A 23,472-nucleotide genomic window follows, 5' to 3' on the forward strand; every position below is an offset into this window, starting at 1 on the left:
GTCGGCCCACTTCGTTTCGGCCGCCGCCCTCCTACCTGTTGGCCACCGCCTGCTTGACCAGCGTCTTCCCGAAGTCCCACATCAGCCCGCTGCCGCTGTGCGCGTCGTCCATCACGGCGGTGAAGGCGTCCACGAAGCGGTCCACCTCCCGTTCGCCGACGATCAGTGGCGGAATCAGCTTGATCACCTCCAGGTGATCGCCGGAGACCTGGGTCAGGATCCGGTGCCGCTGAAGCAGCGGTACGACGACCATCTGGGCGAACAATCCCTTGCGGGCGGCCTGAAGCATCGTCCAACGGCCACGCAGCGTAAGCGACTTGGGCTTGCCGAACTCGATGCCGATCATCAGGCCCCGGCCGCGCACGTCGGCCAGCAGCTCGTACTTGTCGACCAGCGCCGCCAGCCGGGACCTCAACGACTCCCCCGTCACCCGGGCATTGGCGACGATCTGCTCGTTCTCCATGACCGACAGCGCTGCGAGGCCCGCCGCCATGGCCTGGGCGTTGCCCCCGAAGCTCGCCGAGTGCACGAGGACGCGGTCGATCGACGAGTAGACCTTCTTGAAGATCCACTCCTTGCCGATCGTGGCGCCGACGGGCACATAGCCGCCGGACAGTGCCTTCGCCACGCACACCAGGTCGGGCTCGACCCCTTCCTCGTGCTGGTAGGCGTAGAAGTCGCCGGTCCGCCCGAGGCCGGTCTGCACCTCGTCCGCGATGAGGAGCGCCTTGTGCCGGTGCAGCAACTCCTGGGCGGCGCGCAGATATCCGGGGGGCGCCTCGTGCACGCCCTTGCCCTGGATCGGCTCGACGATCAGGGCGGCCACGTCTCCCTTCTTCAACTCCCGTGCCAGGGCGTCGAGATCGCCGAGGGGGACGGCGGTGTCGGGCAGCAGGGGCGCGAAGCCGTCCCGGAAGCCGTCCTCGCCGTTGACGGAGAGGGAGCCGGTGGTCAGGCCGTGGAAGGCGTGCGAGCAGTACAGGACGCGGGGTTTCCCGGTGGCGTACCGGGCGAACTTGAGCGCGGTCTCCACCGCCTCCGTACCGCTGTTGCCGAAGAACACCCGGTCCAGGTGCGGGCTGTGGGTGAGGAGCCGCTCCGCGAGCAGTCCGGGCAGCGGCTGGCAGTCGAAGCGGGTGAGGTCGGCGAGCTGGGCGTCGAGGACGTCGTGCAGCGCCTTGCGGACCACGGGGTGATGGCGGCCGAGGCCCATCACCCCGAACCCGGCCAGCATGTCGAGGTAGTCGTCGCCGTCGGCGTCCCAGAAGTAGGCGCCCTCGGCCCGCTCGTAGACCTTGTCGAAGCCGATGGTGTGCAGCATGCGCGGGAGCTGGTGGTTGAGGTGTCTGGCGTGCAGCTCGTAGCGTTCGGCGCCGCGCTCGGCCAGCAGCGCGGCGAGGTCGAACTCCCCGGACGGGTAACCGGGTTCAGCGGTCGTCATTCCTGTTTCTCCTTGGACTTCCCCATGGACATCCCCCGGGACGGCTCTTCCCTGGTGGCCAGTCCGGCGCTGATCCGTCCGGCGATCTCGACGGGGGTCAGGCCGATGTCGGCGAGCACCTCGCCGCGCTTGGCGTGCGCGAGGAACTGCTCCGGGATGCCGAACCGCCGTACGGGTACGTCGACTTCGGCGTCGCCGAGTGCCAGCGCCACCGCCGCGCCGACCCCGGAGGCCCGGCTGTTGTCCTCGACGACGGCCACCATGCGGTGCCCGGCGGCCAGGCCCGGCAGTGCGGGGTCGACGGGTTTGACCCAACGCGGGTCCACGACCGTGCAGTTGATGCCGCGTGCCGCCAACAGCTCGACTGTCTGGAGGCACACCGGAGCCATCACGCCGACGGCCACCAGCAGGACGTCGGCGGCCTCCTCCGACCGGTGCAGCACATGCATGCCGCCGATATGGCCGACGGCCTCGATCGCCGGTCCCACCGACTCCTTGGGGAAGCGGATCAGCGTGGGCGCGTCGTCGACGGCCACCGCCTCCCGTAGCTGGGCGCGGAGTTGGTCGGCGTCGCGTGGTGCGGCGATCCGCAGGCCGGGGACGACCTGGAGGATCGACAGGTCCCACATGCCGTTGTGCGAGGCGCCGTCGACTCCCGTGACACCGGCGCGGTCCAGCACGAACGTCACCCCGCACCGGTGCAGCGCCACGTCCATCAGCAGTTGGTCGAAGGCACGGTTGAGGAAGGTGGCGTACACGGCGACGACGGGATGCAGACCGCCCGTCGCCAGCCCCGCCGCCGAGACGGCCGCGTGCTGTTCGGCGATCCCGACGTCCCACACCCGGTCCGGGAACCGTTCGGCGAACCTGCCGAGGCCCACCGGGTGCAGCATGGCCGCCGTGATCGCGACGACGTCGTCCCGCTCCTCCCCGATCCTGACGATCTCGTCGCCGAACACCGACGTCCAGGAAGGCCCGTTGGAGGGCGCGAGCGGCTCGCAGGTGAGCGGGTCCATCACACCGACGGTGTGGAAGTGGTCCTCCTCGTGCGAGCGCGCGGGCTCGTATCCGCGCCCCTTCTCGGTCAGGCAGTGGACGAGCACGGGCCCGTGGAAGCGCTTCGCGCGCCGCAGCGCCGACTCCACGGCCCCGATGTCGTGCCCGTCGATCGGGCCGACGTACTTCAGCCCCAGGTCCTCGAACATGCCCTGCGGGGCGAACGCGTCCTTGAACCCCTTCTTCGCGCCGTGCAGCGACTCGTAGAGGGTGTTGCCGATGAGCGGGGTGCGCAGCAGTACGTCCTTGCCCCAGGCCAGCACCTGCTCGTAGCTGTCCGTCGTACGCAGGGTCGCCAGGTGGTTGGCGAGGCCCCCTATGGTGGGCGAGTAGGAGCGTTCGTTGTCGTTGACGACGATGATCAGCGGCCGGTCCTTGGCCGCCGCGATGTTGTTGAGCGCCTCCCAGGCCATCCCGCCGGTGAGCGCGCCGTCGCCGATGACCGCGACGACATGGCCCTTCTCACCCTGCACCTGGCGGGCCTTCGCGAGCCCGTCGGCCCAGCCGAGCGCGGTGGACGCGTGGCTGTTCTCGATGACGTCGTGCTCGGACTCCTCACGCGAGGGATAGCCGGAGAGGCCGCCCTTGCCGCGCAGCTTGGAGAAGTCCTGACGCCCTGTCAGGAGTTTGTGTACGTAGCTCTGATGGCCGGTGTCCCACAGGATGCGGTCGACCGGCGACTCGAAGACCCGGTGGAGTGCGATGGAGAGTTCCACCACCCCCAGATTGGGCCCGAGATGGCCGCCGGTCCTGGCGACCGCGTGCACCAGGAACTCCCGTATCTCGTCGGACAGTTCGCCGAGTTGCGCCTCGGACAGCGCCTTCAGGTCGCGTGGTCCCCGGATGTTCTCCAGAATCGTCACGCTCGGGCCCCCTCTTCTTCCGTACTCGTCTGCCCGTGCTGTTCAGCTCACGGTGACCGCCGGTTCCCCCGACGCGACGCCGTCCCGCTCCATCTGTTCGGCGATCTTCATCGCCTCCTCGATCAGGGTCTCCACGATCTTCGACTCGGGCACCGTCTTGATGACCTCGCCCTTGACGAAGATCTGCCCCTTGCCGTTGCCGGAGGCGACCCCGAGGTCCGCCTCCCGTGCCTCTCCGGGGCCGTTGACCACGCACCCCATGACCGCGACGCGCAACGGCACCTCCATGCCCTCAAGGCCGGCCGTGACCTGGTCGGCGAGCCGGTACACGTCGACCTGGGCACGCCCGCAGGACGGACAGGACACGATCTCCAGCCGCCGTTGGCGCAGGTTCAGCGACTCCAGGATCTGGATGCCGACCTTGACCTCCTCGACCGGCGGCGCGGACAGCGAGACCCGGATCGTGTCCCCGATGCCCTCGCCGAGCAACGCCCCGAAGGCCACAGCCGACTTGATGGTCCCCTGGAAGGCGGGACCGGCCTCGGTGACGCCCAGGTGCAGCGGGTAGTCGCAGCGTTCGGCGAGCAGCCGGTAGGCGTTGACCATGATGACCGGGTCGTTGTGCTTGACGGAGATCTTGATGTCCCGGAAGCCGTGCTCCTCGAAGAGGGACGCCTCCCACAGCGCCGACTCGACGAGCGCCTCGGGCGTCGCCCTGCCGTACTTCTGGAGCAGACGGCGGTCCAGGGAACCGGCGTTGACCCCGATCCGGATCGGCGTGCCGTGGTCGTTCGCGGCGCGCGCGATCTCCCGCACCTTGTCGTCGAACTGCTTGATGTTGCCGGGATTGACGCGGACGGCGGCGCAGCCGGCCTCGATCGCGGCGAACACGTACTTCGGCTGGAAGTGGATGTCCGCGATCACCGGGATCTGCGACTTGCGCGCGATGGTCGCCAACGCGTCCGCGTCGTCCTGCGTGGGGCAGGCGACGCGGACGATCTGGCAGCCGGACGCGGTGAGTTCGGCGATCTGCTGAAGCGTGGCGCCGATGTCCGACGTACGCGTCGTCGTCATCGACTGGACCGACACCGGGGCCCCGCCCCCGACCGCCACCGGCCCGACCTCGATGCGCCGGGAGACCCGGCGCTCGGCGATCGGACGGACCGGTACCTCGGGGACGCCCAAGGAGACGGCGGTCATGACCTCACTCCCTGTTTCCCGCGACGGTCTCACGCATGGCGCGCAGGGACTCCTTCAGGGAACCCATGGTGGCCATGACGGCCGTCGGCTCGTAGCCGCAGTGCGCCATGCAGTTGGCGCACCGGTCGTCCTTGCCCCGGCCGTACGAGTCCCAGTCGGTCTTCTCGATGAGGTCCTTGTACGTCGTCACGTACCCGTCGCTCATCAGGTAGCAGGGCTTCTGCCAGCCGAACAGCGAGTAGTTCGGGATCGCCCACGCCGTGCACGGGAAGTCGACCTTGCCCTCCAGGAAGTCCAGGAAGAGCGGGGAGTGGTTGAGCCGCCAGCGCCGCCGGTTGCCGCCGCCGAACGCCTTCCTGAACAGCTCGCGGGTCTGCTCGACGCCGAGGAAGTGCTCCTGGTCGGGAGCCTTCTCGTAGGCGTAGGCGGGCGAGATCATCATCTCGTCGACCTTGAGGTCGTCGTTGAGGAAGTTGAGCACCTCGATGATGGTCTGCGGGGTGTCGGTGTTGAAGAAGGTCGAGTTGGTGGTGACCCGGAAGCCGCGCTTCTTGGCCTCCTTGATGGCGGCGACCGCCTCGTCGAACACCCCTTCCTTCGCGACGGACTCGTCGTGCCGCTCGCGCAGGCCGTCGATGTGCACGGCGAACGCGAAGAACGGCGACGGCGTGAACTTGTCCATCTTCTTGCGCAGCAGCATCGCGTTGGTGCACAGGAAGACGTACTTCTTCCGCGCCACCAACTGCCGCACGATCTCGTCGATATGAGGGTGCATCAGGGGTTCACCGCCCGCGATGGACACCATGGGCGCCCCGGACTCCAGCACCGCTCCGACGGCCTGGGCGACCGGCATGCGCTGCTTGAGCACACCCGCCGGATGCTGGATCTTCCCGCAGCCCTCGCACTTGAGGTTGCAGGCGTAGAGCGGTTCGAGTTCGACGATCAGCGGGAACTTGTCCCGCCTGCGGATTTTCTGTTCGGCCAAATATGTAGCGACCTTGATGGTCTGGCGGAGCGGCATGGCCATCTGGCTCACCTCCTGGGGAGCAGCAAGGAACGGTGCCATTCGACAAAAGCGGGAAGGACCGAACGAAGAACGCGGAAGGCCGATATTCCACCGCGAAGTGTGCCGATCCGGACGAGTTCATGTTCTGGAGCGTCCACGACCACCCGTACGGCCGCAACCGGGCGCACGCCCGTGCGCACGGCGCAGTGGAGCGTGGCCGCCGACTCCATGTCGACCGCGATTGCGCCGGTCGCGAGCAGATCCGCCCGTTCGTGACCGCGTACGACGTGATCGGAGCCGATGAGAAGGCCGGTGTGGACGGTGTGCCCGGGCACGGCACGCACCAGTTCCTTGACGAGGAGCTCGGTGCCGTCGCAGCGGGTGGTGCCGCGCGGGTCCCGGGTCTCCTCGGCGACGACCAGGTCACCGGGGTGCATCCCGGGGGCCAGTCCCGCGCAGAAGCCGGTGGCCAGCACGACGGCGTCGCGCAGCGCCGGGTCGGCGAGGGCCCGGGTGACGGCCGTCTCGGCGGCCTCGGGCCCCATTCCCGTACGCAGCACGGTGACGGCCGTGTCGCCGAGTCCGCCCCGGCGCAGGGCGAGCCGTTCGATGCCGAGCGCGCAGGCGATCAGCAGCGGGGCCGGGGCGGGCCGCCCGTCCATCAGCCCCCCTTGGCGGCGGCGAAGGGCTCCCCGTGGACGTACCGGCCGAGCGCGGTGAGCGGGAAGACCTGGCGGTAGAGGTGGTAGTTGATCGAGAAGTCCCAGGGGAAGCCGGTGCCGGTGAAGTACGGCTCGTCCCAGGAGCCGTCCGGCAACTGCGTCGCGGCGAGCCACTCGACACCGCGTTCGACCGCCTTGGAGTCGTGCTCCCCGGCGGCGAGCAGGGCGAGCAGCGCCCAGGCCGTCTGGGAGGCGGTCGAGGGGCCCCGGCCGCTCCAGCCCGCGCTGTCGGCGTAGGAGCGCAGGTCCTCGCCCCAGCCGCCGTCGTCGTTCTGGACCTTCTCCAGCCAGCCCACCGCGCGCCGGATCGCCGGATGCGCGGCGGTCAGGCCGGCCGCCGTCAGCGCGGGCACCACCGAGCCGGTGCCGTAGACGTAGTTGACGCCCCAGCGGCCGAACCACGCGCCGCCGGGCTCCTGTTCGGCGAGCAGCCACTCGATGCCCCGCCGGGTGCGCGGATCGTGGGACATTCCCTCGACGGCGAGCATCTCCACGACATGCGCGGTGACATCGGCGGACGGCGGGTCGATGACCTCGCCGAAGTCACAGAACGGGAGTTTGTTGGGCAGCGGGCTGGTGTTGTCCACGTCGAAGGCGGCCCAGGCACCGTTCTTCGACTGCATCCCGAGGGTCCAGCGCACCCCGCGCCCGATCGCTCTCTCGACCCGGTCCGGGTCGTGATGCCGGACCCGGCGCAGCGCGAGGACGACCTCGGCGGTGTCGTCGATGTCGGGGTAGTTGTCGTTGTGGAACTCGAACGCCCAGCCGCCCGGCGGCAGTTCGGGCCGGCGTACGGACCAGTCGCCGGGCCGCACCACCTGCTCGCCCAGCATCCAGTCGGCGGCCTTGACCAGTTGGGGGTGGTCGGCGGGCAACCCCGCGTCGGCGAGGGCGATCACGGCGAGGCAGGTGTCCCACACCGGCGACTGGCAGGCCTCGATCATCCGGGCCCCGTCCCCGCGCCACACCGTGAAGCGGTCCAGGGACTCCAACCCGGCCCGCATGACGGGGTGTTCGAGGTCGTAGCCGAGCAGGTGCAGGGCGATCACCGAGTAGACGGCGGGCGGCTGGATGCCGCCCCAGCAGCCGTCGTTCTCCTGGCGCTCGATGATCCAGCGGGCCGCCGTGTTCATGGCCGCCTCGCGCAGCCGGCGCACCGCGACCTTGCGGTAGCCGTGCAGGATCCTGTCGAGACGCTGGAAGGCACCGTCCCAACTCGCCAGCGGGGCGAGGGACTTCGCCGGGTTCGGCAGGGCGGGGTCGATGTGCAGCTCGTCGAGCGCGAACGGCGCCGGGCGGACCGGGCGCTTGGCGCTGACGATGGTGAGCGGCACGATGGTCTGCCGGGCCCAGCAGCCGAAGTCGTAGATGTTCAGCGGCATCCACTTCGGGAAGTAGATCAGTTCCGGCGGGAGTTCGGGGAGGTCGTCCCACTTCCACCAGCCGAACAGGGCCAGCCAGATCCGGGTGAAGACCCGGGCGGCGGCGATGCCGCCCCGGTCCCGGATCCAGGCGGACGCCCTCGCCATGTGCGGCGCGTCGGGGGCGTCCCCGGCCAGCCGCAGGGCGACGTACGCCTCGACGGTGGCGGAGAGGTCGGCGGGTCCGCCGTGGAAGGTGGCCCAGGTGCCGTCGGCGCCCTGCTCGCCACGGATGAACAACGCGGCCGCCTGGGTGGTCTGTTCGTCGCGGATTCCCAGGAACTGACGGAGCAGCAGGTCCTCGGCGTCCATCGTGACGTTGGTCTCGAGATCGCCCTTCCACCAGCCCTGGGCGTCCTGTCGCGCCAGCAGATGATCGGTGGCACGCCTCATGGCATGCTCGGCGGCATCCTGAACCCCTGCCGCCACTGGGGTGTCGGTGTCGGTTTCGCTGGCCGAGGCAGCGCGAGGCGGCAGGGCCCCGGTGCTTCCGTCGGTCGTCGCTGTCATGGCTTCCCCTTCGTGCAGTGGCATGTCTCTGCTGACTGGGTCCGCCGTCGGCCGGTGCGCCGCTGTTCGCGACGCCGGCCGGCGACTACGCGAGGCTTATTCGGCCGATAGTGATCATCTCTTTCGTACGACGACGAAGTCGGCGAGCGCGGTGAACCGCGCGCGCACCCGGTCGGGCATGTCGATGGCGTTCAGTGCCTCGACGGCGATGGTGTGCTGCCGGCGCGCCTCCGCTGCGGTCCACTCCCGGCCGCCCGCCTGTTCGATCAGGGCGGCGCGGGCGGCGAACTCCGCCTCGGAGAAGTTCTCGAAGTCGCTGCTTCGCGCGTCGGCGGCGAGGAGTTCACCGAGCCGGTCGGCGGCCGGGCCGCTCGCCGCGAGGGCGGCGACGACGGGCAGGGACTTCTTGCGCTGGCGCAGGTCGCTCCAGGTCTGCTTGCCGGTGGACTCCGGGTCGCCCCAGATGCCGAGGAGGTCGTCGACCGCCTGGAAGGCCAGGCCGAGGTGGTAGCCGTACTTCTCCAGGATGTCGGCGGTGCGGTCGTCGGCGCCGCCGAGGACGGCACCGATGGAGCTGGCGCAGGCGAGCAGGGCGCCGGTCTTGTTGCCCTCCATCTCCAGGCACTCCTCGACGCTGACGCGGTCGCGGTGCTCGTAGGAGATGTCCTGGGCCTGGCCGTCGATGAGGGCCCGGGTCGCGGTGGTGAGACGGCGCGTGGCGCGGCCGGCCTCGGCGGTGCCGAGTTCCAGCAGGATCTCGTTGGCCAGCGCGAACAGGGCGTCACCGACCAGGATCGCCTGGGCGGGGCCGTGCACCTTCCACACGGTGTCGCGGTGGCGGCGCTGTTCGTCACCGTCCATCAGGTCGTCGTGCAGCAGCGAGAAGTTGTGCACCAGTTCGACGGCGACCGCGCCCGGGATGCCGACCTCGGGGGCGGCGCCGGTGACCTCGGCGGACAGCACGGCGAGCGCGGGACGTACGGCCTTGCCGCCGTCACCGGCGGCGGGCCTGCCCTGGGCGTCGATCCAGCCGAAGTGGTAGGCGGAGACGGTGTCCATGGGCGCCGCGAGACGGCCGATCGCCGCCCGCAGCACCGGGGTGGCCAGGGTCCGGCCGCGCTCCAGCAGCGCGGTCACGTCCACTACGTCGGCAGCCTTCTGGGCCGGGGGCACAGTGGGCACAGTCTCTCCTCTTGGTGCGGTGGGGGTGCGGAGGCCCGTCGAATGCTGATGATCGAGCATCAGGCCGCCTCCTCGACGTCGAAGAGGTGGTGGCGGGGCCGGCCCAGGGCGCCCAGCGCGGCTCCGGCCGCGCCGACTCCGCTGCGGACCGCACTCTCCATGGTCGCGGGCCACCCGGTGGCGGTCCACGAGCCGGCCAGGTACAGGCCGGGGATTCTGGTACGGGCGCCGGGCCGCAGCCGTCCGACGCCGGGGGTGGGGGCGAACGTCGCTGTCCGCTCCCGGGTGACGAAGAAGTCCCGTACGGCGGCGCCCCGCGCGCGGGGCAGCAGCCGCTCCAGCTCCGGCAGATACCGCGTGCGCAGCGCGGCCACGGGCGCGTCGATCTCGTCGTGCGCGGCCGACTGGGACAGCGCCAGGTACTGGCCGTCGCCGCCGAGCCCGGACGCCTCGGTCCGGTCGAAGACCCACTGCACCGGGCTGCCGAGGGCCGCCAGGAACGGCGTGTTCAGCACCTGCCGGTCGTACACCACATGCACGTTGAGGATCGGCGCGGTGCCGATCTCCAGCAGTCGTTCGGGGGCGTCCAGCGCGCCCGGCGGCAGCAGGTCGTGCGCCTCGCGCTGGGGTACGGCGAGCACGACGGTGTCCGCTTCGAGGGTCTCGCCGGGAACCTGGACGCTCCAGCGGCCGTTCTCGTGGTGTCGGAGGGAGTTGACGCGTGTACGGATTTCGGTGCGCACGCCCGCGGAGTCGAGCGCCTTGCGGGCCAGGGTGTCGTGCAGTTCGCCCAGCGGGACGCGCGCCCAGCCGATGTCGGCGGCGCCCGGGTCGGACAGCAGACCGGTCTTGAACACCATCGCGGCGAGCCCGAGGGAGGAGTCCCCGGCCACCGCGTTGAGGGTGGCGACCCCCACCAGGTCCCACAGTGCCTCGACGGCACGCCCGGACTGACCGTGCGCGGCCAGCCAGGTGCCGAAGTCCTGCTCGTCCAGTGCCGGGTCGGCGAGGTCGAGCGCCTTGAGCGCGAGCGCGGCACGGCCGACTTTCGCGCGCTCGGCGAGCGAGAGGTGCGGATAGGTGGCGAGGCTGCGCCCGAGATGCAGGGGTACGGGCAGCGCGTCGCGCCGGAGTCTGCCCAGGCGCCGCCCGGCCGGCTTCGCCACGTCGACGACGGGGACGTCGAGCCGGGGCTGCACGGGAGCGAGCGCGGCGCCGTCGATACGGTCGAGGAACCAGCGGTAGGCGGTGCAGCAACGCAGGTACACGTGCTGGCCGTTGTCGACGGTGAGTCCGTCGCGCCGGAAGGAGAAGGCGAGCCCGCCGAGGCGCGGCCGGCCTTCGAGCAGGGTGACGCGGACACCGGCGTCGGCGAGCGAGAGCGCCGCCGTGATGCCCGCCAGCCCGCCGCCGACCACCACGGCGCTCTTCTCGGCGCGGTGGACCGGGCGTTCCCCGGGCTGCGTGACCTCGCTCATCGCGCACTCCCCCCTGTGCGTGAGCCGCGCCGGACGAACGCCGCGCGGCAGGCCGTCGCAGTCAGGGACGCCGTCCCCGCCCGGAGGGTTGCGCGCCGCCGCGCCGCCATTCCGTCGCCTTGCACCGGATTGTCCATCAGGCACGCCTCCTGACGGTTCGCCGGGAGACGTGCCGGGCGTCCAGACCGGACAGGCCGCGCACCGCGACGTACGCCTTCTCCCGGCCGGGCAGCGAGACCCGGCCGCGCAGCACGGCCTCCGGCTCGCGCTCGATGCGGTCGAGGAGCCGCCGGTAGATGCCGGCCATGGCGGCGACGCAGGCGCCGCTGCGCCGGTCGAGCATGGGCAGCAGCCCGTAGCCCTCGGCGAACAGGGCGCGGGCGCGCCGCACTTCGAAGTGGACGAGGCCCGCGAAGTCGGAGCCCTCCGGCGGGGTGGGCCCGCTGAAACCGGCCGAGCAGCCGAACTTGGCGAGGTCGTCGGCGGGCAGATAGATCCGCCCGCTGTCGGCGTCCTCGCGGATGTCCCGCAGGATGTTGGTGAGCTGGAGTGCGAGCCCCAGCGTGTCGGCGTACTCGGCGGCGCGTTCCGAACCGCGCGCGCCCCGCTCCGTGCCGAACACGCCCAGGGAGAGCCGTCCGATGGCCCCGGCCACGCAGCGGCAGTAGACCTTCAGGTCGTCCCAGGTCTCGTACGTCTCGCCGCGTACGTCCATCACGACGCCGTCGATGAGTTCGTCGAGGCCGCCGAGGGGGATCGGGAAGTGGGTTGCGGCGTGGCTGAGGGCGACCGCGACCGGGTCGGTGTCGTCCTCGTCGACCGCGCCCTCGCGGACCCGGTCGAGCAGTGCCCTGGTGTCCTCCAGCCGCGCCGTCTTGACCTCGGGCGCGAGCGTGCCGTCACCGATGTCGTCGACGCGCCGCGAGAACGCGTACAGGGCGGACATGGCACGCCGCTTCGGCGTCGGCAGCAGTCTGATGCCGTACGCGAAGTTGCGGGCCTGCTGCCCGGTGATGGACTCGCAGTAGCTGTAGGCGGCGAGTACCGGTGCGGACACGTGTGGTTCCGACTCCACGCTCCGGATCACCCCTTTCCTCGCAGGGTTGTGCCCGCCTCGCGCAGCAACTGGATCCTGCCGGGCTTGGGCGGGCCGGGAAGTACGTCGTATTCGGCGGCGGCGATCGCCCGGACCGCCGCCTTTCCCCCGGCCACGAAACCCGCGAGCAGCAGCTTCAGCCTGCCGTGGACGCTACCCACGAGGGGGGTGCCTTCATTCAGCAGGCCCAGGGCGCGTTCCGCTTCGTACGCGACCAGCGCGCGCACCGACGCGCCCGCGCTGGGGGCGGCGAGATCCGCCTCCCGCACATGAAAGCGCTTCATGTCCTGGGCGGGCAGATAGATCCGGTCGCGGCCGAGGTCCTCGGCGACGTCCTGGAGGTGTTCGACGATCTGGAGGGCCGTGCACACGGCGTCGGAGCGGCGGATCCGCTCGGGCGTCGCGGTGCCGGTGACGGCGAGGACGAGACGGCCGACCGGGTTGGCGGACAGCTCGCAGTAGGCGAGGAGGTCGTCGTACGTCTCGTACCGTGTGACGAGCTGGTCCTGGCGGTTGGCGGCGATCAGGCCGAGGAAGGGCTCGGGGGTGAGCGCGCGGCGGCGGACGGTCGCCGCGAGCCGGCGCAGCAGGGGGTGGCGCGGGGTGCCGTCGAAGACCCGGCGCAGGTCGCCCTCGAAGGCGTCGAGGAGGACGAGCCGGTCGTCGGCGTCCTCGGGGGCGACGCCCAGCAGGCGGGCGTCGGCGCCGCCGGGGGCCAGGTCGCCGTCGCCGATGTCGTCGACGAGGCGGGCGAAGCCGTAGACGGCCATGAGGTCGGTGCGCCAGGCCCTGGGCAGGAAGAACGGCGCCACGGGGAAGTTCTCGTCCGCGGCCTTGTCGAGTGTGCCGCGCTCCGGGTCGGCGGTGCGCGCGGAGCCGGTAGCCGTCACCGGTCGCTGCCCGGGGCGGGGACGGCACGCACTGTGGGGAGCTGGGGAGTTTCCGTAGCCATCGCCGTCACATCTCCCGTTCTACACTGCGGACCCAATAGGCACTATTTCGGACACGCCGCCCAGCCGTCCACGCGGCGGTCCGATGCCGGGTGTCGCGTGTTATCGCCCCACTTGCCGCGATTCAGCACTGGTACAGCTTACGTTGTACAACGCGCCATGGTCCGTCGGGGTGTCCTGCGCATCACAAGAACGCACCGATTGGCCTCAAGATTCCTTCGGCTGGCCCGAGTTGACGTTTCCTTTGCAGACGCGGGGCCCCGCCGGAGAAGTTCCGGCGGGGCCCCGATTCGCCCGGCTGACCACCCATGAGATGCGCGGCTACTTGCCGGTGAACTTCTCGTACTCCTTGAGGACCTCTTCCGTCGGCCCGTCCATGCGCAGCTCGCCGCGTTCCAGCCACAGGACGCGGTCGCAGGTGTCGCGGATGGACTTGTTGTTGTGGCTGACCAGGAACACCGTGCCGGCGTGCTTGCGCAGCTCGCGGATGCGGTCCTCGGAGCGCTTCTGGAAGGACCGGTCGCCGGTCGCCAGCGCCTCGTCGATCATCAGGACGTCGTGGTCCTTGGCGGCGGCGATGGAGAACCGCAGCCGCGCCGCCATGCCGGAGGAGTAGGTGCGCATCGGCAGGGTGATGAAGTCGCCCTTCTCGTTGATGCCGGAGAAGTCGACGATCTGCTGGTAGCGCTCCTTGATCTCCTCGCGGGACATGCCCATCGCCAGACCGCCCAGGATGACGTTCCGTTCGCCCGTGAGGTCGTTCATCAGGGCGGCGTTGACACCGAGGAGGGAGGGCTGGCCGTCCGTGTACACGTGACCGCTCTCGGCCGGGAGCAGGCCGGCGATGGCGCGCAGCAGGGTCGACTTGCCGGAGCCGTTGGAGCCGATCAGGCCGACGGCCTCACCGCGGTAGGAGACGAAGGAGACGCCCCGTACGGCGTGCACCTTGCGCACGCCGGGTGACTCTCCGCGCCGGAGTATGCGGCTGAGGGCGGAGGTGGCGCTGCCCTTGCCGGTCTTGGCGCCGTTGACGCGGTAGACGATGTGCAGTTCGTCCGCGATGACGGTGGGGATCTTCGCCCCGGGGATCGGGTCAGCCACGGCCGTACCTCTCCTCCGACTGCCAGAAGTACACGAAGCCGCCGACGGCGAAGAGCGCGGCCCAGCCGCCCGCGACCGCCCAGACGTGCGGCGGCAGGTTCTCCGGGCCGTAGCCGTCGATGAGCGCGAAGCGCATCAGGTCCATGTAGATGGCCGCCGGGTTCCACTGGAGGACGTCGGCGACCCACACGGGCTTGTCGGCGAGCATGACCGGGATGGAGAACATCACGCCGGACGCGTACATCCACGTACGCATCACGAACGGCATCAACTGGGCGAGGTCCGGGGTCGCCGAGCCCCAGCGGGCCATGATCAGCGCGAGGCCGGTGTTGAAGAGGAACTGGAGGGCCAGCGCCGGGACGATCAGCAGCCAGGACGCCTTGGGGTAGCTGCCGAAGCCGATCGACACGATGAACAGCACGAGCATGGAGAACAGCAGTTGCTGGAGCTGCTGGAGCGCGAAGGACACCGGCAGGGCGGCGCGCGGGAAGTGCAGGGCGCGCACCAGGCCCAGGTTGCCGGAGATGGCGCGGACGCCCGCCATCACCGAGCTCTGCGTGAAGGTGAACACGAAGACGCCGGTGACGAGGAACGGGATGTACACCTCGCGGGGCATGCCGCGGTCGGCCTTGAGGATCACACCGAAGATGAAGAAGTACACGGCCGCGTTCAGCAGCGGTGTGGCCACCTGCCACAACTGGCCGAGTTTGGCCTGGCTGTACTGGGCGGTCAGCTTCGCCTGCGAGAAGGCGAGGATGAAGTGACGCCGTCCCCAGAGCTGGCGGACGTACTCGACGAGTCGGGGGCGGGCGCCGCTCACGGCGAGTCCGTACTTCGCGGCGAGTCCGGCCGCGGAGAGGCCGTCGTCGGGTGACGGTCGGTCGCTCACCGCGACACCGCCGTCATGCGTTTTCTCACTCACAAATGGAAACTTTCGTCTTCAATATGCGCAGCCGAACGGGGCAAGGGGTGGGCCGTGACCGGGAATTGGCCGGCCCGCGGGGGCTCTCAGGGAGAGCTTGTCAGATCACTGGGGGGCGGCCCAGCCGGGTCAGCCGCCACACCGTACGCCACCGGATGGGCCGACGAGGTCCGCACGGGGTGGTCAGCCCCTCCATGAACCCGCCCCACCAGGCCCTGAGCGCCGGGCGGGAGGGTCGGCGGAGGAGTGTGAGGAGCAACCAGTCTCCCAGGTACACGGGTACGAGGGGGGCGGGAAGGTTTCGGCGGGCCAGCCAGACGCGGTTGCGGGCGACCATGCGGTGGTAGACCGCGTGCCGCGAGGGCGCGGTGGCGGGGTGGTAGAGCAGCATGTCGGCCCGGTAGTCGATCATCCAGCCCGCGTCGAGGGCCCGCCAGGCGAGGTCGGTCTCCTCGTGGGCGTAGAAGAACTCCTCGGGGAGGATGCCCACTTGGGCGAAGACCTTGGTGCGTACGGCGTTGGCGCCGCCCAGGAAGCTGGTGACCCGGGAACTGCGCATCGGGTCGGTGGTGCCGGGGCGGGGCACGTGGCGGCGCTGGGTGCGGCCGGTGTCGGGGTCGGCGATGCGGAAGCTGATGATGCCGAGTTCAGGGTCGGCGGTGAAGGCCTTGCGGCACAGCTCGGCGGTGTCCTGGTGGCCGAGGAGTCCGTCGTCGTCGAGGAACATCAGGATGTCGACGTCGCCGCCGGCCTCGCCGAACGCCTCGATGCCGACGTTGCGTCCGCCGGGGATGCCGAGGTTCTCGGGCAGTTCGACGCTCCGTACACCCTCGGGCAGGTCCGGGACGGGCGAGCCGTTGCCGACGACGACGACCTCGACCGGTTCGCCCTCCTGTTTGGCGATCGAGTCGATGAGGGCGCGCAGTTCGTCGGGGCGGTTGCCCATGGTGATGATCACCGCGCCGACCCTCATGCCGCTGTTCACCGCAACCTGCTCGACGCGAGGATGGACACGAGGTGCAGCAGGGTCTGCAGGATCGCGATGCCGGCCAGGACCGCGATGCCCAGGCGGGTCCAGAACAGGTCGCCGCCGACGAGGTCGAGGACGGCCACGAGGAGGATGAAGAGGCTCGCCTCGATACCGCCGATCAGCCGGTGGAACTTCAGCGCGGCGGCCGCCTTGCGGGCCAGGGCGAGCCCCTCGGAGCGCGGCACCGCCAGTTCGTCCTTGGCGGCGGGCAGACCGCTGCGGGAGCGGGCCACGTCCACCAGGTCGGTCTCCGCCTTGATCAGGATCGCGCCGAGCGCGGCCAGCGTGCCGAGGAACGCCCACAGCCACTCAGGTGCCCCGGAGCCGTCCCACAGGTCGGCGCCGCGCAGCCCGAAGCCGATCAGCAGGGCCGCCTCGGACAGGTAGTGGCCGACGCGGTCGAGGTACACACCGGTGATCGAGGTCTGGTTCCGCCAGCGGGCGATCTCGCCGTCGACGCAGTCGAGGAGCAGGTAGAGCTGCATCAGTACGGCGGCCAGGACCGCCCCGGTGAGGCCCGGCACCAGGAGTGCCGCGCCCGCGAGGACGCCCGCGACGACCATCAGGTACGTGAGCTGGTTGGGCGTGATCCTGGTGTCCACCAGGTAGCGGTCGACCCGCAGGGACACCTCGCGCATGTAGAGGCGTCCCGCCCAGTGCTCGCCGCTGCGCCGGTCCTTCACCCCTTCGGGGTGGACGACAGGGCGTAGTTCAGCTACCGATGGCCTTGACATAGTCCGCGTACGTGTCCTTGATCTGGTCGTTCGTGAGGTCGAGGTGTTCCAGGATCGTGTAGCGGCCGGGCCGGGTCTGCGGGGCGTACCCGACGACCCGTACGAACTCGTCCGTGGTGAAGCCGATCTCCTCCGGGAGCACCGGCAGCCCGTGCCGGCGCAGCACCTCGGCCATGTACGCCGCTTCCTCCACCGCGCCCCGCAGGTACATGGCGAAGGCGGCGCCGAGGCCGCACTGTTCGCCGTGACTGGCGGCGCGCTTGGGGTACAGCAGGTCGAAGGCGTGGTTGATCTCGTGACAGGCGCCGGAGGACGGGCGGGAGTCGCCGGACACCGACATGGCGATACCGGTGAGGACCAGGGCCTCGGCCAGTACCTGGAGGAACGCGTTGTCGCCGACCCCGCCGGGGTGGCGCAGCACGGCCTCGCCGGCCTGGCGGGCCATGGCGGCGGCGAGACCGTCGATCTTCTCGCCGTTGACCGCGCCCGCCAGCTCCCAGTCGGCGACCGCGGAGATGTTCGACATGGCGTCGCCGATCCCGGAGCGCACGAACCGCACGGGTGCCTCGCGGATCACGTCCAGGTCGATGACGACGGCGATCGGGTTCGGCACGCCGTACGAGCCGCGGCCCGCGTCGTTGTCGAGGGTGGCGACCGGGGAGCACAGGCCGTCGTGCGCGAGGTTGGTGGCGACGGCGACCAGGGGGAGGCCGACGCGGGCGGCGGCGAACTTGGCGCAGTCGATGATCCGGCCGCCGCCGAGGCCGACCACGGCGTCGTAGTGGCCGGACTTGATGGCGTCGCCGAGCCTGACGGCGTCGTCGATGGTGCCGCCGGCGACCTCGTACCAGCTCGCGCCGGGCAGCGCCGGGGCGAGCCGCTCGCGCAGGCGGGCGCCGGAGCCGGCGCTGATCGCGACGGCGATCTTCCCGGAGTGCGAGATCCGCTGGTCGAAGAGCACGTCCGCCAGATGGTTCAGGGCCCCCCGGCGGATGTCCACGACGACCGGCGAGGGGATCAGCCTCGTCAGTACCGGCACGCGATCTCCCGTCCTCGGGCGAGATCCTCGTGGTTGTCTATCTCCACCCAGGGAACCTCGCCGATGGGCGCCACGTCGATGGTGAAACCGCGGTCGACCAGTTCCTGGTAGCCGTGCTCGTAGAACTGCTGGGGATCGGTCTCCCACACGGTCTTCAGGGCGTCGGCCAGGTCCGCGGCGGCCTTGCCCTCGATGAGGGTGACGCCGATGTACTCGCCGGTGGCCTCCGCCGGGTCCATCAGCTTGGTGATCCTCCGCACGCCCTTCTCCGGGTCCACGACCACCTTCATCTCCTCGTCGGCGAGTTCCTTCACCGTGTCGAGGGCCAGGATGATCCGCTTTCCGTCACCGCGCGCGGCGAGCAGGGTCCTCTCGACGGACACGGGGTGCACGGTGTCGCCGTTGGCGAGGATCACGCCGTCGGCGAGGGCGTCCCGCCCGCACCAGAGGGAGTAGGCGTTGTTCCACTCCTCGGCGCGGTCGTTGTCGATGAGGGTGAGCTTCAGCCCGTACTTCTCCTCCAGGGCCGCCTGCCGCTCGTAAACGGCTTCCTTGCGGTAGCCGACGATGACCGCGGCCTCGGTGAGGCCGATCTCGGCGAAGTTGGCGAGGGTGAGGTCGAGGACGGTGGGGCCGTCCTCGTCGCCCGCGGGGCCGACCGGCACGAGAGCCTTGGGGAGGCTGTCGGTGTAGGGGCGCAGACGCCGGCCGGCGCCGGCCGCCAGCACGAGGCCGATCATGCGGGTACTCCTTCGTCGTGTACGGCGGGCGCGCCGCCCTGGTGGGCGGTCACCCAGTAGCGGATGCTCTCGGTGAGCACCAGCAGGGCCACGACCACGGCGAGGACCGTGAGCGCGACCACGAACTGCGAGGCACTGAGCAGCGCGGCCAGTACGACGACCATCAGTGTCCGGCCCTCGTGCCCTCCGCTCGCCCGTACCAGCCAGCGCGGGGGCGCTCCGGCGTTGCCACGGATGCGGTACACCGTGTCGTAGTGATGGTAGGCGACGGCGGCCACGAGGCCGAAAGCTGCCGGAAGTGCTCCGTTTACCTCCGCTTTGCCCGCGAGGACGAGGACTGTGCAGTATTCGGCGGCCCGGAAGAGCGGGGGGACGAGCCAGTCGAGGCGGTTCTTGAGGGGGACCGTGAACGCGGCACGCGAGCCGAGCACGTAGATCGAGGCGAAGGCGACGGGCGCCCAACTGCCGTACGAACACAGCCACACCGCGACGAGCAGCGGCACGCTGATCTCCAGCGCCGGGACGAAGCGCGAGCGGCCCGGTGTACGTACCGGGACGCGCCCGATGAGCTCCGCGAGCGGCCCGCTGTCCGTGAGGTCCGCCAGGGCTCGCGTCGCCCGTTCCGTGGGCTGGGCCTTTCGGGTGAGTGAGCGCAGGACGCGGCCCGCCGTGGTGTACGTCGCCGCGAAGCCGGAGCCGATCAGCAGCACGGTGAAGGTGGTCCGGGGGGTGGTGAGCGCGGTGAGGACGGCGATCAGCGCCCAGCGCTCGCCGATCGGCAGGACGATCATCCGCCGTGCCCAGACCGTCCAGCCGACGCCGTCGAGGCGGTCGGAGAGGGCGGCCGTCGGGCTGGTGTTCGCCGTCGCGGCCGGGTCTCCCGCGGTGGCCTCGTTGAAGGAGAAGTCGACGACGTGGCGGCAGGTCTGGAGGATCATCGCGCCGAGGGCCAGCGCCCATACGTCGTCGCCGCCCCGCGCCGCGCCCAGGGCGAGGCCCGCGTAGTAGGCGTACTCCTTGACCCGGTCGAAGGTGGCGTCGAGCCAGGCGCCGAGCGTCGAGTACTGGAGGGAGTACCGGGCGAGCTGGCCGTCCGTGCAGTCCAGGACGAAGGAGACGAGCAGGAGCGCGCCCGCGACGGCGTATCCGGCGCGGGTGCCGGTGGCGGCGCAGCCGGCCGCGACGAGCGCGGTGAGCAGTGAGGCGGTGGTGACCTGGTTCGGGGTGAGGCCCCGGCGGGCGCACCAGCGGGCGAGGTAGCGGGAGTACGTGCTGACGAAGAAGGTGGTGAAGAAGCCGTCCCGGGACTTCACGGCCGACTTCAGGCGTACGGCCTCGTCGTCCACGGCGGCGACGGCCCGCAGCGCCTCGTCGCGGGCGCCGGGGTCGGCCGGGACGGTGGCGATCAGCGTGCCGAGCGCGGGACGGTGGACGTCGACGCCGTCCGCGTCCATGGCGAGGGCAATGCGGTCGGGGAGGCTGTCCACGGCTGCCGGGGCCGTGACGGGCCCCTTCGGGGTACCGCCGTTCGCGGAGATCTCCCGGGCCAGTACGCGGGTCAGGGCGGCTCGGCCGACGCCGCGCTTCGCCGTCACGGCGCCCGGTAGCGCGGAGGCCGCGAAACGGGGGTCGGTCAGACCGAGGCGCAGCGCGTGGAGGTGGCCGACGAAGCGGGCGTCGACGACGACGACCTGTTCGTCGCAGGACAGCTCGGCGATGAGGGTTTCGGTGTCGGCGACGCCTGTCGCCCTCCGCACGTCGAAACCGAGGGCTCGCAGGTCGCCCTCGATCGACGATCCGGGAACCGGCTGACCCGTGAGGATGGCGGTCGGCAACCGAACTCACTCCCTGGACACCGACGCGTGCGCGCCGGGCCTGTACATGGTGGCGGGGGACCCTGACCCACGGTGGCCGGGCAGCATCGGCAGAGGGTATCGGATGGGGGCCGCGCCCTGGCCCACCGGTTGCCGCAGGCCCGGTCCCGGCGGACCGGCGACCGCCCGGACCGCCTCATCATGAGCGACCCGGCACGCCGCGCACAAACCGTGACCCGCGTCAAGGACCGCCACGACCTCCTTCGCCGTCTGCCCGTCCGCCGGGCCGCGACGATCTCGGCACCCGCTGACCTGCGTTTCGTTTCCGCAGGTCAGGGCACATGACAACGGTGTTCAGTGCCGCGTTGCCACATACCCCCCACCCGTAGTTCACTGATCCCGGGACGGGCCCCTGGACGGGACCCGGGACGAACTTCAGGAGGCGGCTTCCATGGGGGCTGGGCACGATCACGGACACGCGCACGGCGCGCCGACCACGGGTACGGCGGCAGCGGCGTACGTCGGTCGGCTGCGTATCGCGCTGGCCATCACGCTCACCGTCATGGTCGTCGAGATCGTCGGCGGGATCGCCGCCGACTCGCTCGCGCTCATCGCGGACGCGGCACACATGGCGACGGACGGACTGGGCCTCGGCATGGCGCTGCTCGCGATCCACTTCGCGAACCTTCCACCCAGCGGCAACCGCACCTTCGGCTACGCCCGCGCCGAGATCCTCGCGGCGCTCGCCAACTGTCTGCTGCTGCTGGGCGTCGGTGGATACGTGGTGTACGAGGCGGTCCAGCGGCTCGTCACGCCCGCCGACACCGAGGGCGGGCTGACCGTCGTCTTCGGTCTGATCGGCCTGGTCGCCAACATGATCTCGCTGACGCTGCTGGTGCGCGGCCAGAAGGAGAGCCTGAACGTGCGCGGCGCCTTCCTGGAGGTGGCCGCGGACGCGCTGGGCTCGCTGGCCGTGCTGATCTCGGCGGTGATCATCATGACGACGGGCTGGCAGCGGGCCGACCCCATCGCCTCGCTCGTCATCGGCCTGATGATCGTCCCGCGCACCTGGAAGCTGCTGCGCGAGACACTGGACGTGCTGCTGGAGGCGGCTCCCCGGGACGTCGACATGGCGGAGGTGCGGGCCCACATAGTGGCGCTGCCCGGCGTGGAGGACGTACACGATCTGCACGCCTGGACGATCACCTCCGGGATGCCGGTGCTGTCGGCACATGTGGTCGTCAGTTCGGACGTGCTGAGCGGGATCGGGCACGAGAAGATGCTGCACGAGCTCCAGGGCTGCCTCGGCGACCACTTCGACGTGGAGCACTGCACCTTCCAGCTGGAGCCGAGCGGACACGCGGAACACGAGTCGAAGCTGTGCCACTGAGCGTGTGCGGCGTGCTTGGCGCACGGAACGCGACCGTCGGGCGCGCGCCCCCCTCTCCATCCTCAAGCCCCCCTCGACGACGGTTCCCGGCCGGGAAACAGGGCACGATTGACTTTCCGGTCACCCTCGGGCCGCTTTCGAGCCGGACATGCGGGGGACGCCGCGAAGTGCCGGGAGTGCCGGATTCGTACGGCAGACTTGGGACTCGAAGACCGAGGCGAAGGATGGGTATGCCGATCACACCAGCCACCGCGACGCACAAGAGTTCGTCGAACGGCACCGCAGAAGCGATCTTGCTTGAGCTGGTCGACGAGAACGGCACGACGATCGGCACCGCCGAGAAGCTCTCCGCCCACCAGCCACCGGGTCTGCTGCACCGGGCGTTCTCCGTGTTCCTCTTCGACGAGCAGGGGCGGCTGCTCCTCCAGCAGCGCGCGCTGGGCAAGTACCACTCCCCCGGTGTCTGGTCCAACACCTGCTGCGGCCACCCCTACCCCGGTGAGGCGCCCTTCGCGGCGGCGGCCCGGCGGACGTACGAGGAGCTGGGGGTATCCCCGTCGCTGCTCGCCGAGGCGGGCACCGTCCGCTACAACCACCCCGACCCGGAGTCGGGCCTGGTGGAGCAGGAGTACAACCACCTGTTCGTCGGAATGGCACAGTCGTCGCTGGCGCCGGACCCGGAGGAGGTCGGCGACACGGCCTTCGTCACCCCGGCCGAACTGGCGGAGCGGCATGCGAAGGACCCGTTCTCGGCCTGGTTCATGACCGTGCTGGACGCGGCGCGCCCGGCGGTGCGGGAGCTGACGGGGCCGTCCGCCGGCTGGTGACGGCCAGGGCTACGGCTGCCCGTGCGCGGGGGTGAGCGGCAGCGCCGCCCAGACGACCTTGCCGCCGCTCGCCGTGTGCTCGATGTCGCACACGCCGCCCGCCTCTCTGGTGACCTCGCGGACCAGGAGGAGACCGCGTCCGCCGGTCCGGCCGTGGTCGGCCTCCAGGGCGGTGGGGCGGTAGGGATGGTTGTCCTCCACGGACACCCGCACCCACTCGGCGCCGACGGCGACCTCCACGGCGAGCGTCGGCGACAGGACCGCCGCGTGGCGGACGGCGTTCGTCGCCAGTTCGGAGACGATCAGCAGCAGTCCGCTCACCAGGTCCGGCGGGGCCGGTACGCCCTGCCGGTACAGCAGGTCGCGCACGGCGTGCCGCGCCTGCGGGACGGAGGCGTCGACAGCGGGCGCGGTGAACCTCCAGACCCCTTCGTAGGGAAGCGGATCCTGGAGTCCGTGCTCCACTGGTTCGCCGTCGTCCGCTGGGCGTGAGCCGGACTCGCGCCCATGGTTCTCCATAGTCCGGTCGCCGCCCTCGCGCTCGATTGTCACCACAGGACGAGTGTTGGCAACGACAGCTCCCCACCGGAGAACTGAACACAAGTCAGCACGTTTCGAGCACTTCTGACAGATGTCGTACGGCACGAGCTCGCGGACGACCGACCCTGGTCATGTCCTGCCGACTTCGTGAACTCTTCGGGTTGTACGGGTTTGACGCCTCCGTCGCCCGGGGGCTCGGCACCGGCCGATACGATCCGGCGCATGGAGCCGCAGCTGACCCACAGTGCCGCCGACGGTGTCGCCACCGTCGTCATCCGCAACCCGGCCAAGCGCAACGCCATGACGGCCGGCATGTGGAGCGCGCTGCCGCCGCTGCTCGCCGTCCTGGCCACCGATCCGGACGTCCATGTCCTGGTGCTCACGGGGGCGGGCGGGACGTGCGGCGCGGG

The 23,472-nt window shown here is 70.7% G+C and carries 21 protein-coding genes and 1 pseudogene; 3 read left to right on the forward strand and 19 right to left on the reverse strand.

What is annotated here, in order from left to right; all coding sequences use genetic code 11:
* Window positions 1-31: 31 nt before the first annotated feature.
* The 18 genes from AOK08_RS24525 to AOK08_RS24605 form a co-directional block, all read right to left on the reverse strand.
* Window positions 32-1,441 (reverse strand): aspartate aminotransferase family protein, encoded by a 1,410-nt coding sequence (locus AOK08_RS24525; RefSeq protein ID WP_055529867.1) that lies wholly within the window; start codon window positions 1,439-1,441, stop codon window positions 32-34.
* Window positions 1,438-3,360, reverse strand: coding sequence for a 1-deoxy-D-xylulose-5-phosphate synthase (dxs, locus tag AOK08_RS24530; RefSeq protein WP_055529869.1), 1,923 nt, complete (start codon window positions 3,358-3,360; stop codon window positions 1,438-1,440). Before dxs ends, AOK08_RS24525 begins: the two co-directional genes overlap by 4 nt.
* Before the next feature lie 42 nt (window positions 3,361-3,402).
* Window positions 3,403-4,560: a flavodoxin-dependent (E)-4-hydroxy-3-methylbut-2-enyl-diphosphate synthase gene (gene ispG / locus AOK08_RS24535; protein ID WP_055529871.1), complete on the reverse strand. Its 1,158-nt coding sequence runs from the start codon at window positions 4,558-4,560 to the stop codon at window positions 3,403-3,405.
* 4 nt (window positions 4,561-4,564) lie between these two features.
* Window positions 4,565-5,587 carry an adenosyl-hopene transferase HpnH gene (gene hpnH / locus AOK08_RS24540; RefSeq protein ID WP_055529873.1) on the reverse strand — a complete coding sequence of 341 codons (1,023 nt, stop codon included), beginning with the start codon at window positions 5,585-5,587 and terminating at the stop codon, window positions 4,565-4,567.
* Window positions 5,588-5,592: 5 nt separating this feature from the next.
* Complete coding sequence (locus AOK08_RS24545; protein WP_055529875.1) at window positions 5,593-6,228, reverse strand: phosphorylase family protein; 636 nt, start codon at window positions 6,226-6,228, stop codon at window positions 5,593-5,595.
* Window positions 6,228-8,219 (reverse strand): squalene--hopene cyclase, encoded by a 1,992-nt coding sequence (gene shc / locus AOK08_RS24550; protein ID WP_055529877.1) that lies wholly within the window; start codon window positions 8,217-8,219, stop codon window positions 6,228-6,230. The genes AOK08_RS24545 and shc overlap by 1 nt, the downstream gene beginning before the upstream one ends.
* Window positions 8,220-8,333: 114 nt before the next feature.
* Window positions 8,334-9,461, reverse strand: a complete 1,128-nt coding sequence (locus AOK08_RS24555) for a polyprenyl synthetase family protein (protein ID WP_107101031.1) — start codon at window positions 9,459-9,461, stop codon at window positions 8,334-8,336.
* Window positions 9,461-10,879 carry a hydroxysqualene dehydroxylase HpnE gene (gene hpnE, locus AOK08_RS24560; RefSeq protein ID WP_055529881.1) on the reverse strand — a complete coding sequence of 473 codons (1,419 nt, stop codon included), beginning with the start codon at window positions 10,877-10,879 and terminating at the stop codon, window positions 9,461-9,463. Before hpnE ends, AOK08_RS24555 begins: the two co-directional genes overlap by 1 nt.
* The gene (locus AOK08_RS48920; protein ID WP_422125770.1) at window positions 10,876-11,016 is read right to left on the reverse strand and encodes a DUF6380 family protein; all 141 of its coding nucleotides are present in this window, start codon (window positions 11,014-11,016) and stop codon (window positions 10,876-10,878) included. The genes hpnE and AOK08_RS48920 overlap by 4 nt, the downstream gene beginning before the upstream one ends.
* Entirely contained in the window at window positions 11,016-11,966 is a 951-nt protein-coding gene (gene hpnD / locus AOK08_RS24565; RefSeq protein ID WP_055529883.1) for a presqualene diphosphate synthase HpnD, read from the reverse strand. Before hpnD ends, AOK08_RS48920 begins: the two co-directional genes overlap by 1 nt.
* Window positions 11,963-12,865, reverse strand: a complete 903-nt coding sequence (gene hpnC, locus AOK08_RS24570) for a squalene synthase HpnC (RefSeq protein ID WP_055529885.1) — start codon at window positions 12,863-12,865, stop codon at window positions 11,963-11,965. Before hpnC ends, hpnD begins: the two co-directional genes overlap by 4 nt.
* Before the next feature lie 381 nt (window positions 12,866-13,246).
* Window positions 13,247-14,026 carry an ABC transporter ATP-binding protein gene (locus AOK08_RS24575; RefSeq protein WP_055529887.1) on the reverse strand — a complete coding sequence of 260 codons (780 nt, stop codon included), beginning with the start codon at window positions 14,024-14,026 and terminating at the stop codon, window positions 13,247-13,249.
* Window positions 14,019-14,948, reverse strand: coding sequence for an ABC transporter permease (locus AOK08_RS24580; protein ID WP_055529889.1), 930 nt, complete (start codon window positions 14,946-14,948; stop codon window positions 14,019-14,021). The genes AOK08_RS24575 and AOK08_RS24580 overlap by 8 nt, the downstream gene beginning before the upstream one ends.
* Window positions 14,949-15,048: 100 nt before the next feature.
* Window positions 15,049-15,921: a glycosyltransferase family 2 protein gene (locus AOK08_RS24585; protein WP_055529906.1), complete on the reverse strand. Its 873-nt coding sequence runs from the start codon at window positions 15,919-15,921 to the stop codon at window positions 15,049-15,051.
* 8 nt (window positions 15,922-15,929) lie between these two features.
* A complete protein-coding gene (locus AOK08_RS24590; protein WP_079054244.1) occupies window positions 15,930-16,712 on the reverse strand; it encodes a CDP-alcohol phosphatidyltransferase family protein in 783 nt (260 codons plus the stop codon).
* The gene (locus AOK08_RS24595) at window positions 16,690-17,751 is read right to left on the reverse strand and encodes an iron-containing alcohol dehydrogenase family protein (RefSeq protein WP_055529891.1); all 1,062 of its coding nucleotides are present in this window, start codon (window positions 17,749-17,751) and stop codon (window positions 16,690-16,692) included. Before AOK08_RS24595 ends, AOK08_RS24590 begins: the two co-directional genes overlap by 23 nt.
* The gene (locus tag AOK08_RS24600) at window positions 17,739-18,491 is read right to left on the reverse strand and encodes a phosphocholine cytidylyltransferase family protein (RefSeq protein ID WP_055529893.1); all 753 of its coding nucleotides are present in this window, start codon (window positions 18,489-18,491) and stop codon (window positions 17,739-17,741) included. The genes AOK08_RS24595 and AOK08_RS24600 overlap by 13 nt, the downstream gene beginning before the upstream one ends.
* Window positions 18,488-20,326: a DUF5941 domain-containing protein gene (locus AOK08_RS24605; protein WP_055529895.1), complete on the reverse strand. Its 1,839-nt coding sequence runs from the start codon at window positions 20,324-20,326 to the stop codon at window positions 18,488-18,490. Before AOK08_RS24605 ends, AOK08_RS24600 begins: the two co-directional genes overlap by 4 nt.
* Window positions 20,327-20,756: 430 nt before the next feature.
* Here AOK08_RS24605 and AOK08_RS24610 point away from each other — a divergent pair, with 430 nt between their 5' ends.
* Together AOK08_RS24610 and idi are read left to right on the forward strand one after the other, a co-directional pair.
* A complete protein-coding gene (locus AOK08_RS24610) occupies window positions 20,757-21,695 on the forward strand; it encodes a cation diffusion facilitator family transporter (protein ID WP_055529896.1) in 939 nt (312 codons plus the stop codon).
* Between the two features lie 230 nt (window positions 21,696-21,925).
* Window positions 21,926-22,522 carry an isopentenyl-diphosphate Delta-isomerase gene (gene idi / locus AOK08_RS24615; protein ID WP_055529898.1) on the forward strand — a complete coding sequence of 199 codons (597 nt, stop codon included), beginning with the start codon at window positions 21,926-21,928 and terminating at the stop codon, window positions 22,520-22,522.
* A 9-nt stretch (window positions 22,523-22,531) separates the two neighbouring features.
* Here the strand turns inward: idi and AOK08_RS24620 are convergent, their stop codons facing one another.
* Window positions 22,532-23,041 (reverse strand): ATP-binding protein, encoded by a 510-nt coding sequence (locus tag AOK08_RS24620; RefSeq protein WP_055529900.1) that lies wholly within the window; start codon window positions 23,039-23,041, stop codon window positions 22,532-22,534.
* 243 nt (window positions 23,042-23,284) lie between these two features.
* Here AOK08_RS24620 and AOK08_RS24625 point away from each other — a divergent pair.
* Window positions 23,285-23,472: pseudogene (locus AOK08_RS24625) on the forward strand (enoyl-CoA hydratase/isomerase family protein); the annotation flags it as partial.

It is taken from the genome of Streptomyces graminilatus (assembly GCF_001418565.1).
GTDB classification, from domain to species: domain Bacteria; phylum Actinomycetota; class Actinomycetes; order Streptomycetales; family Streptomycetaceae; genus Streptomyces; species Streptomyces graminilatus.

Bases quoted from the DNA above. Each gene is read 5' to 3' on its own strand.
- AOK08_RS24525 (WP_055529867.1), bottom strand. From the start codon at position 1,441: ATGACGACCGCTGAACCCGGTTACCCGTCCGGGGAGTTCGACCTCGCC.
- ispG (WP_055529871.1), bottom strand. From the start codon at position 4,560: ATGACCGCCGTCTCCTTGGGCGTCCCCGAGGTACCGGTCCGTCCGATC.
- hpnH (WP_055529873.1), bottom strand. From the start codon at position 5,587: ATGGCCATGCCGCTCCGCCAGACCATCAAGGTCGCTACATATTTGGCC.
- AOK08_RS24545 (WP_055529875.1), bottom strand. From the start codon at position 6,228: ATGGACGGGCGGCCCGCCCCGGCCCCGCTGCTGATCGCCTGCGCGCTC.
- shc (WP_055529877.1), bottom strand. From the start codon at position 8,219: ATGACAGCGACGACCGACGGAAGCACCGGGGCCCTGCCGCCTCGCGCT.
- AOK08_RS24555 (WP_107101031.1), bottom strand. From the start codon at position 9,461: ATGCTCGATCATCAGCATTCGACGGGCCTCCGCACCCCCACCGCACCA.
- hpnE (WP_055529881.1), bottom strand. From the start codon at position 10,879: ATGAGCGAGGTCACGCAGCCCGGGGAACGCCCGGTCCACCGCGCCGAG.
- AOK08_RS48920 (WP_422125770.1), bottom strand. From the start codon at position 11,016: ATGGACAATCCGGTGCAAGGCGACGGAATGGCGGCGCGGCGGCGCGCA.
- AOK08_RS24585 (WP_055529906.1), bottom strand. From the start codon at position 15,921: ATGAGGGTCGGCGCGGTGATCATCACCATGGGCAACCGCCCCGACGAA.
- AOK08_RS24590 (WP_079054244.1), bottom strand. From the start codon at position 16,712: ATGTCAAGGCCATCGGTAGCTGAACTACGCCCTGTCGTCCACCCCGAA.
- AOK08_RS24600 (WP_055529893.1), bottom strand. From the start codon at position 18,491: ATGATCGGCCTCGTGCTGGCGGCCGGCGCCGGCCGGCGTCTGCGCCCC.
- AOK08_RS24610 (WP_055529896.1), top strand. From the start codon at position 20,757: ATGGGGGCTGGGCACGATCACGGACACGCGCACGGCGCGCCGACCACG.
- idi (WP_055529898.1), top strand. From the start codon at position 21,926: ATGCCGATCACACCAGCCACCGCGACGCACAAGAGTTCGTCGAACGGC.
- AOK08_RS24620 (WP_055529900.1), bottom strand. From the start codon at position 23,041: ATGGAGAACCATGGGCGCGAGTCCGGCTCACGCCCAGCGGACGACGGC.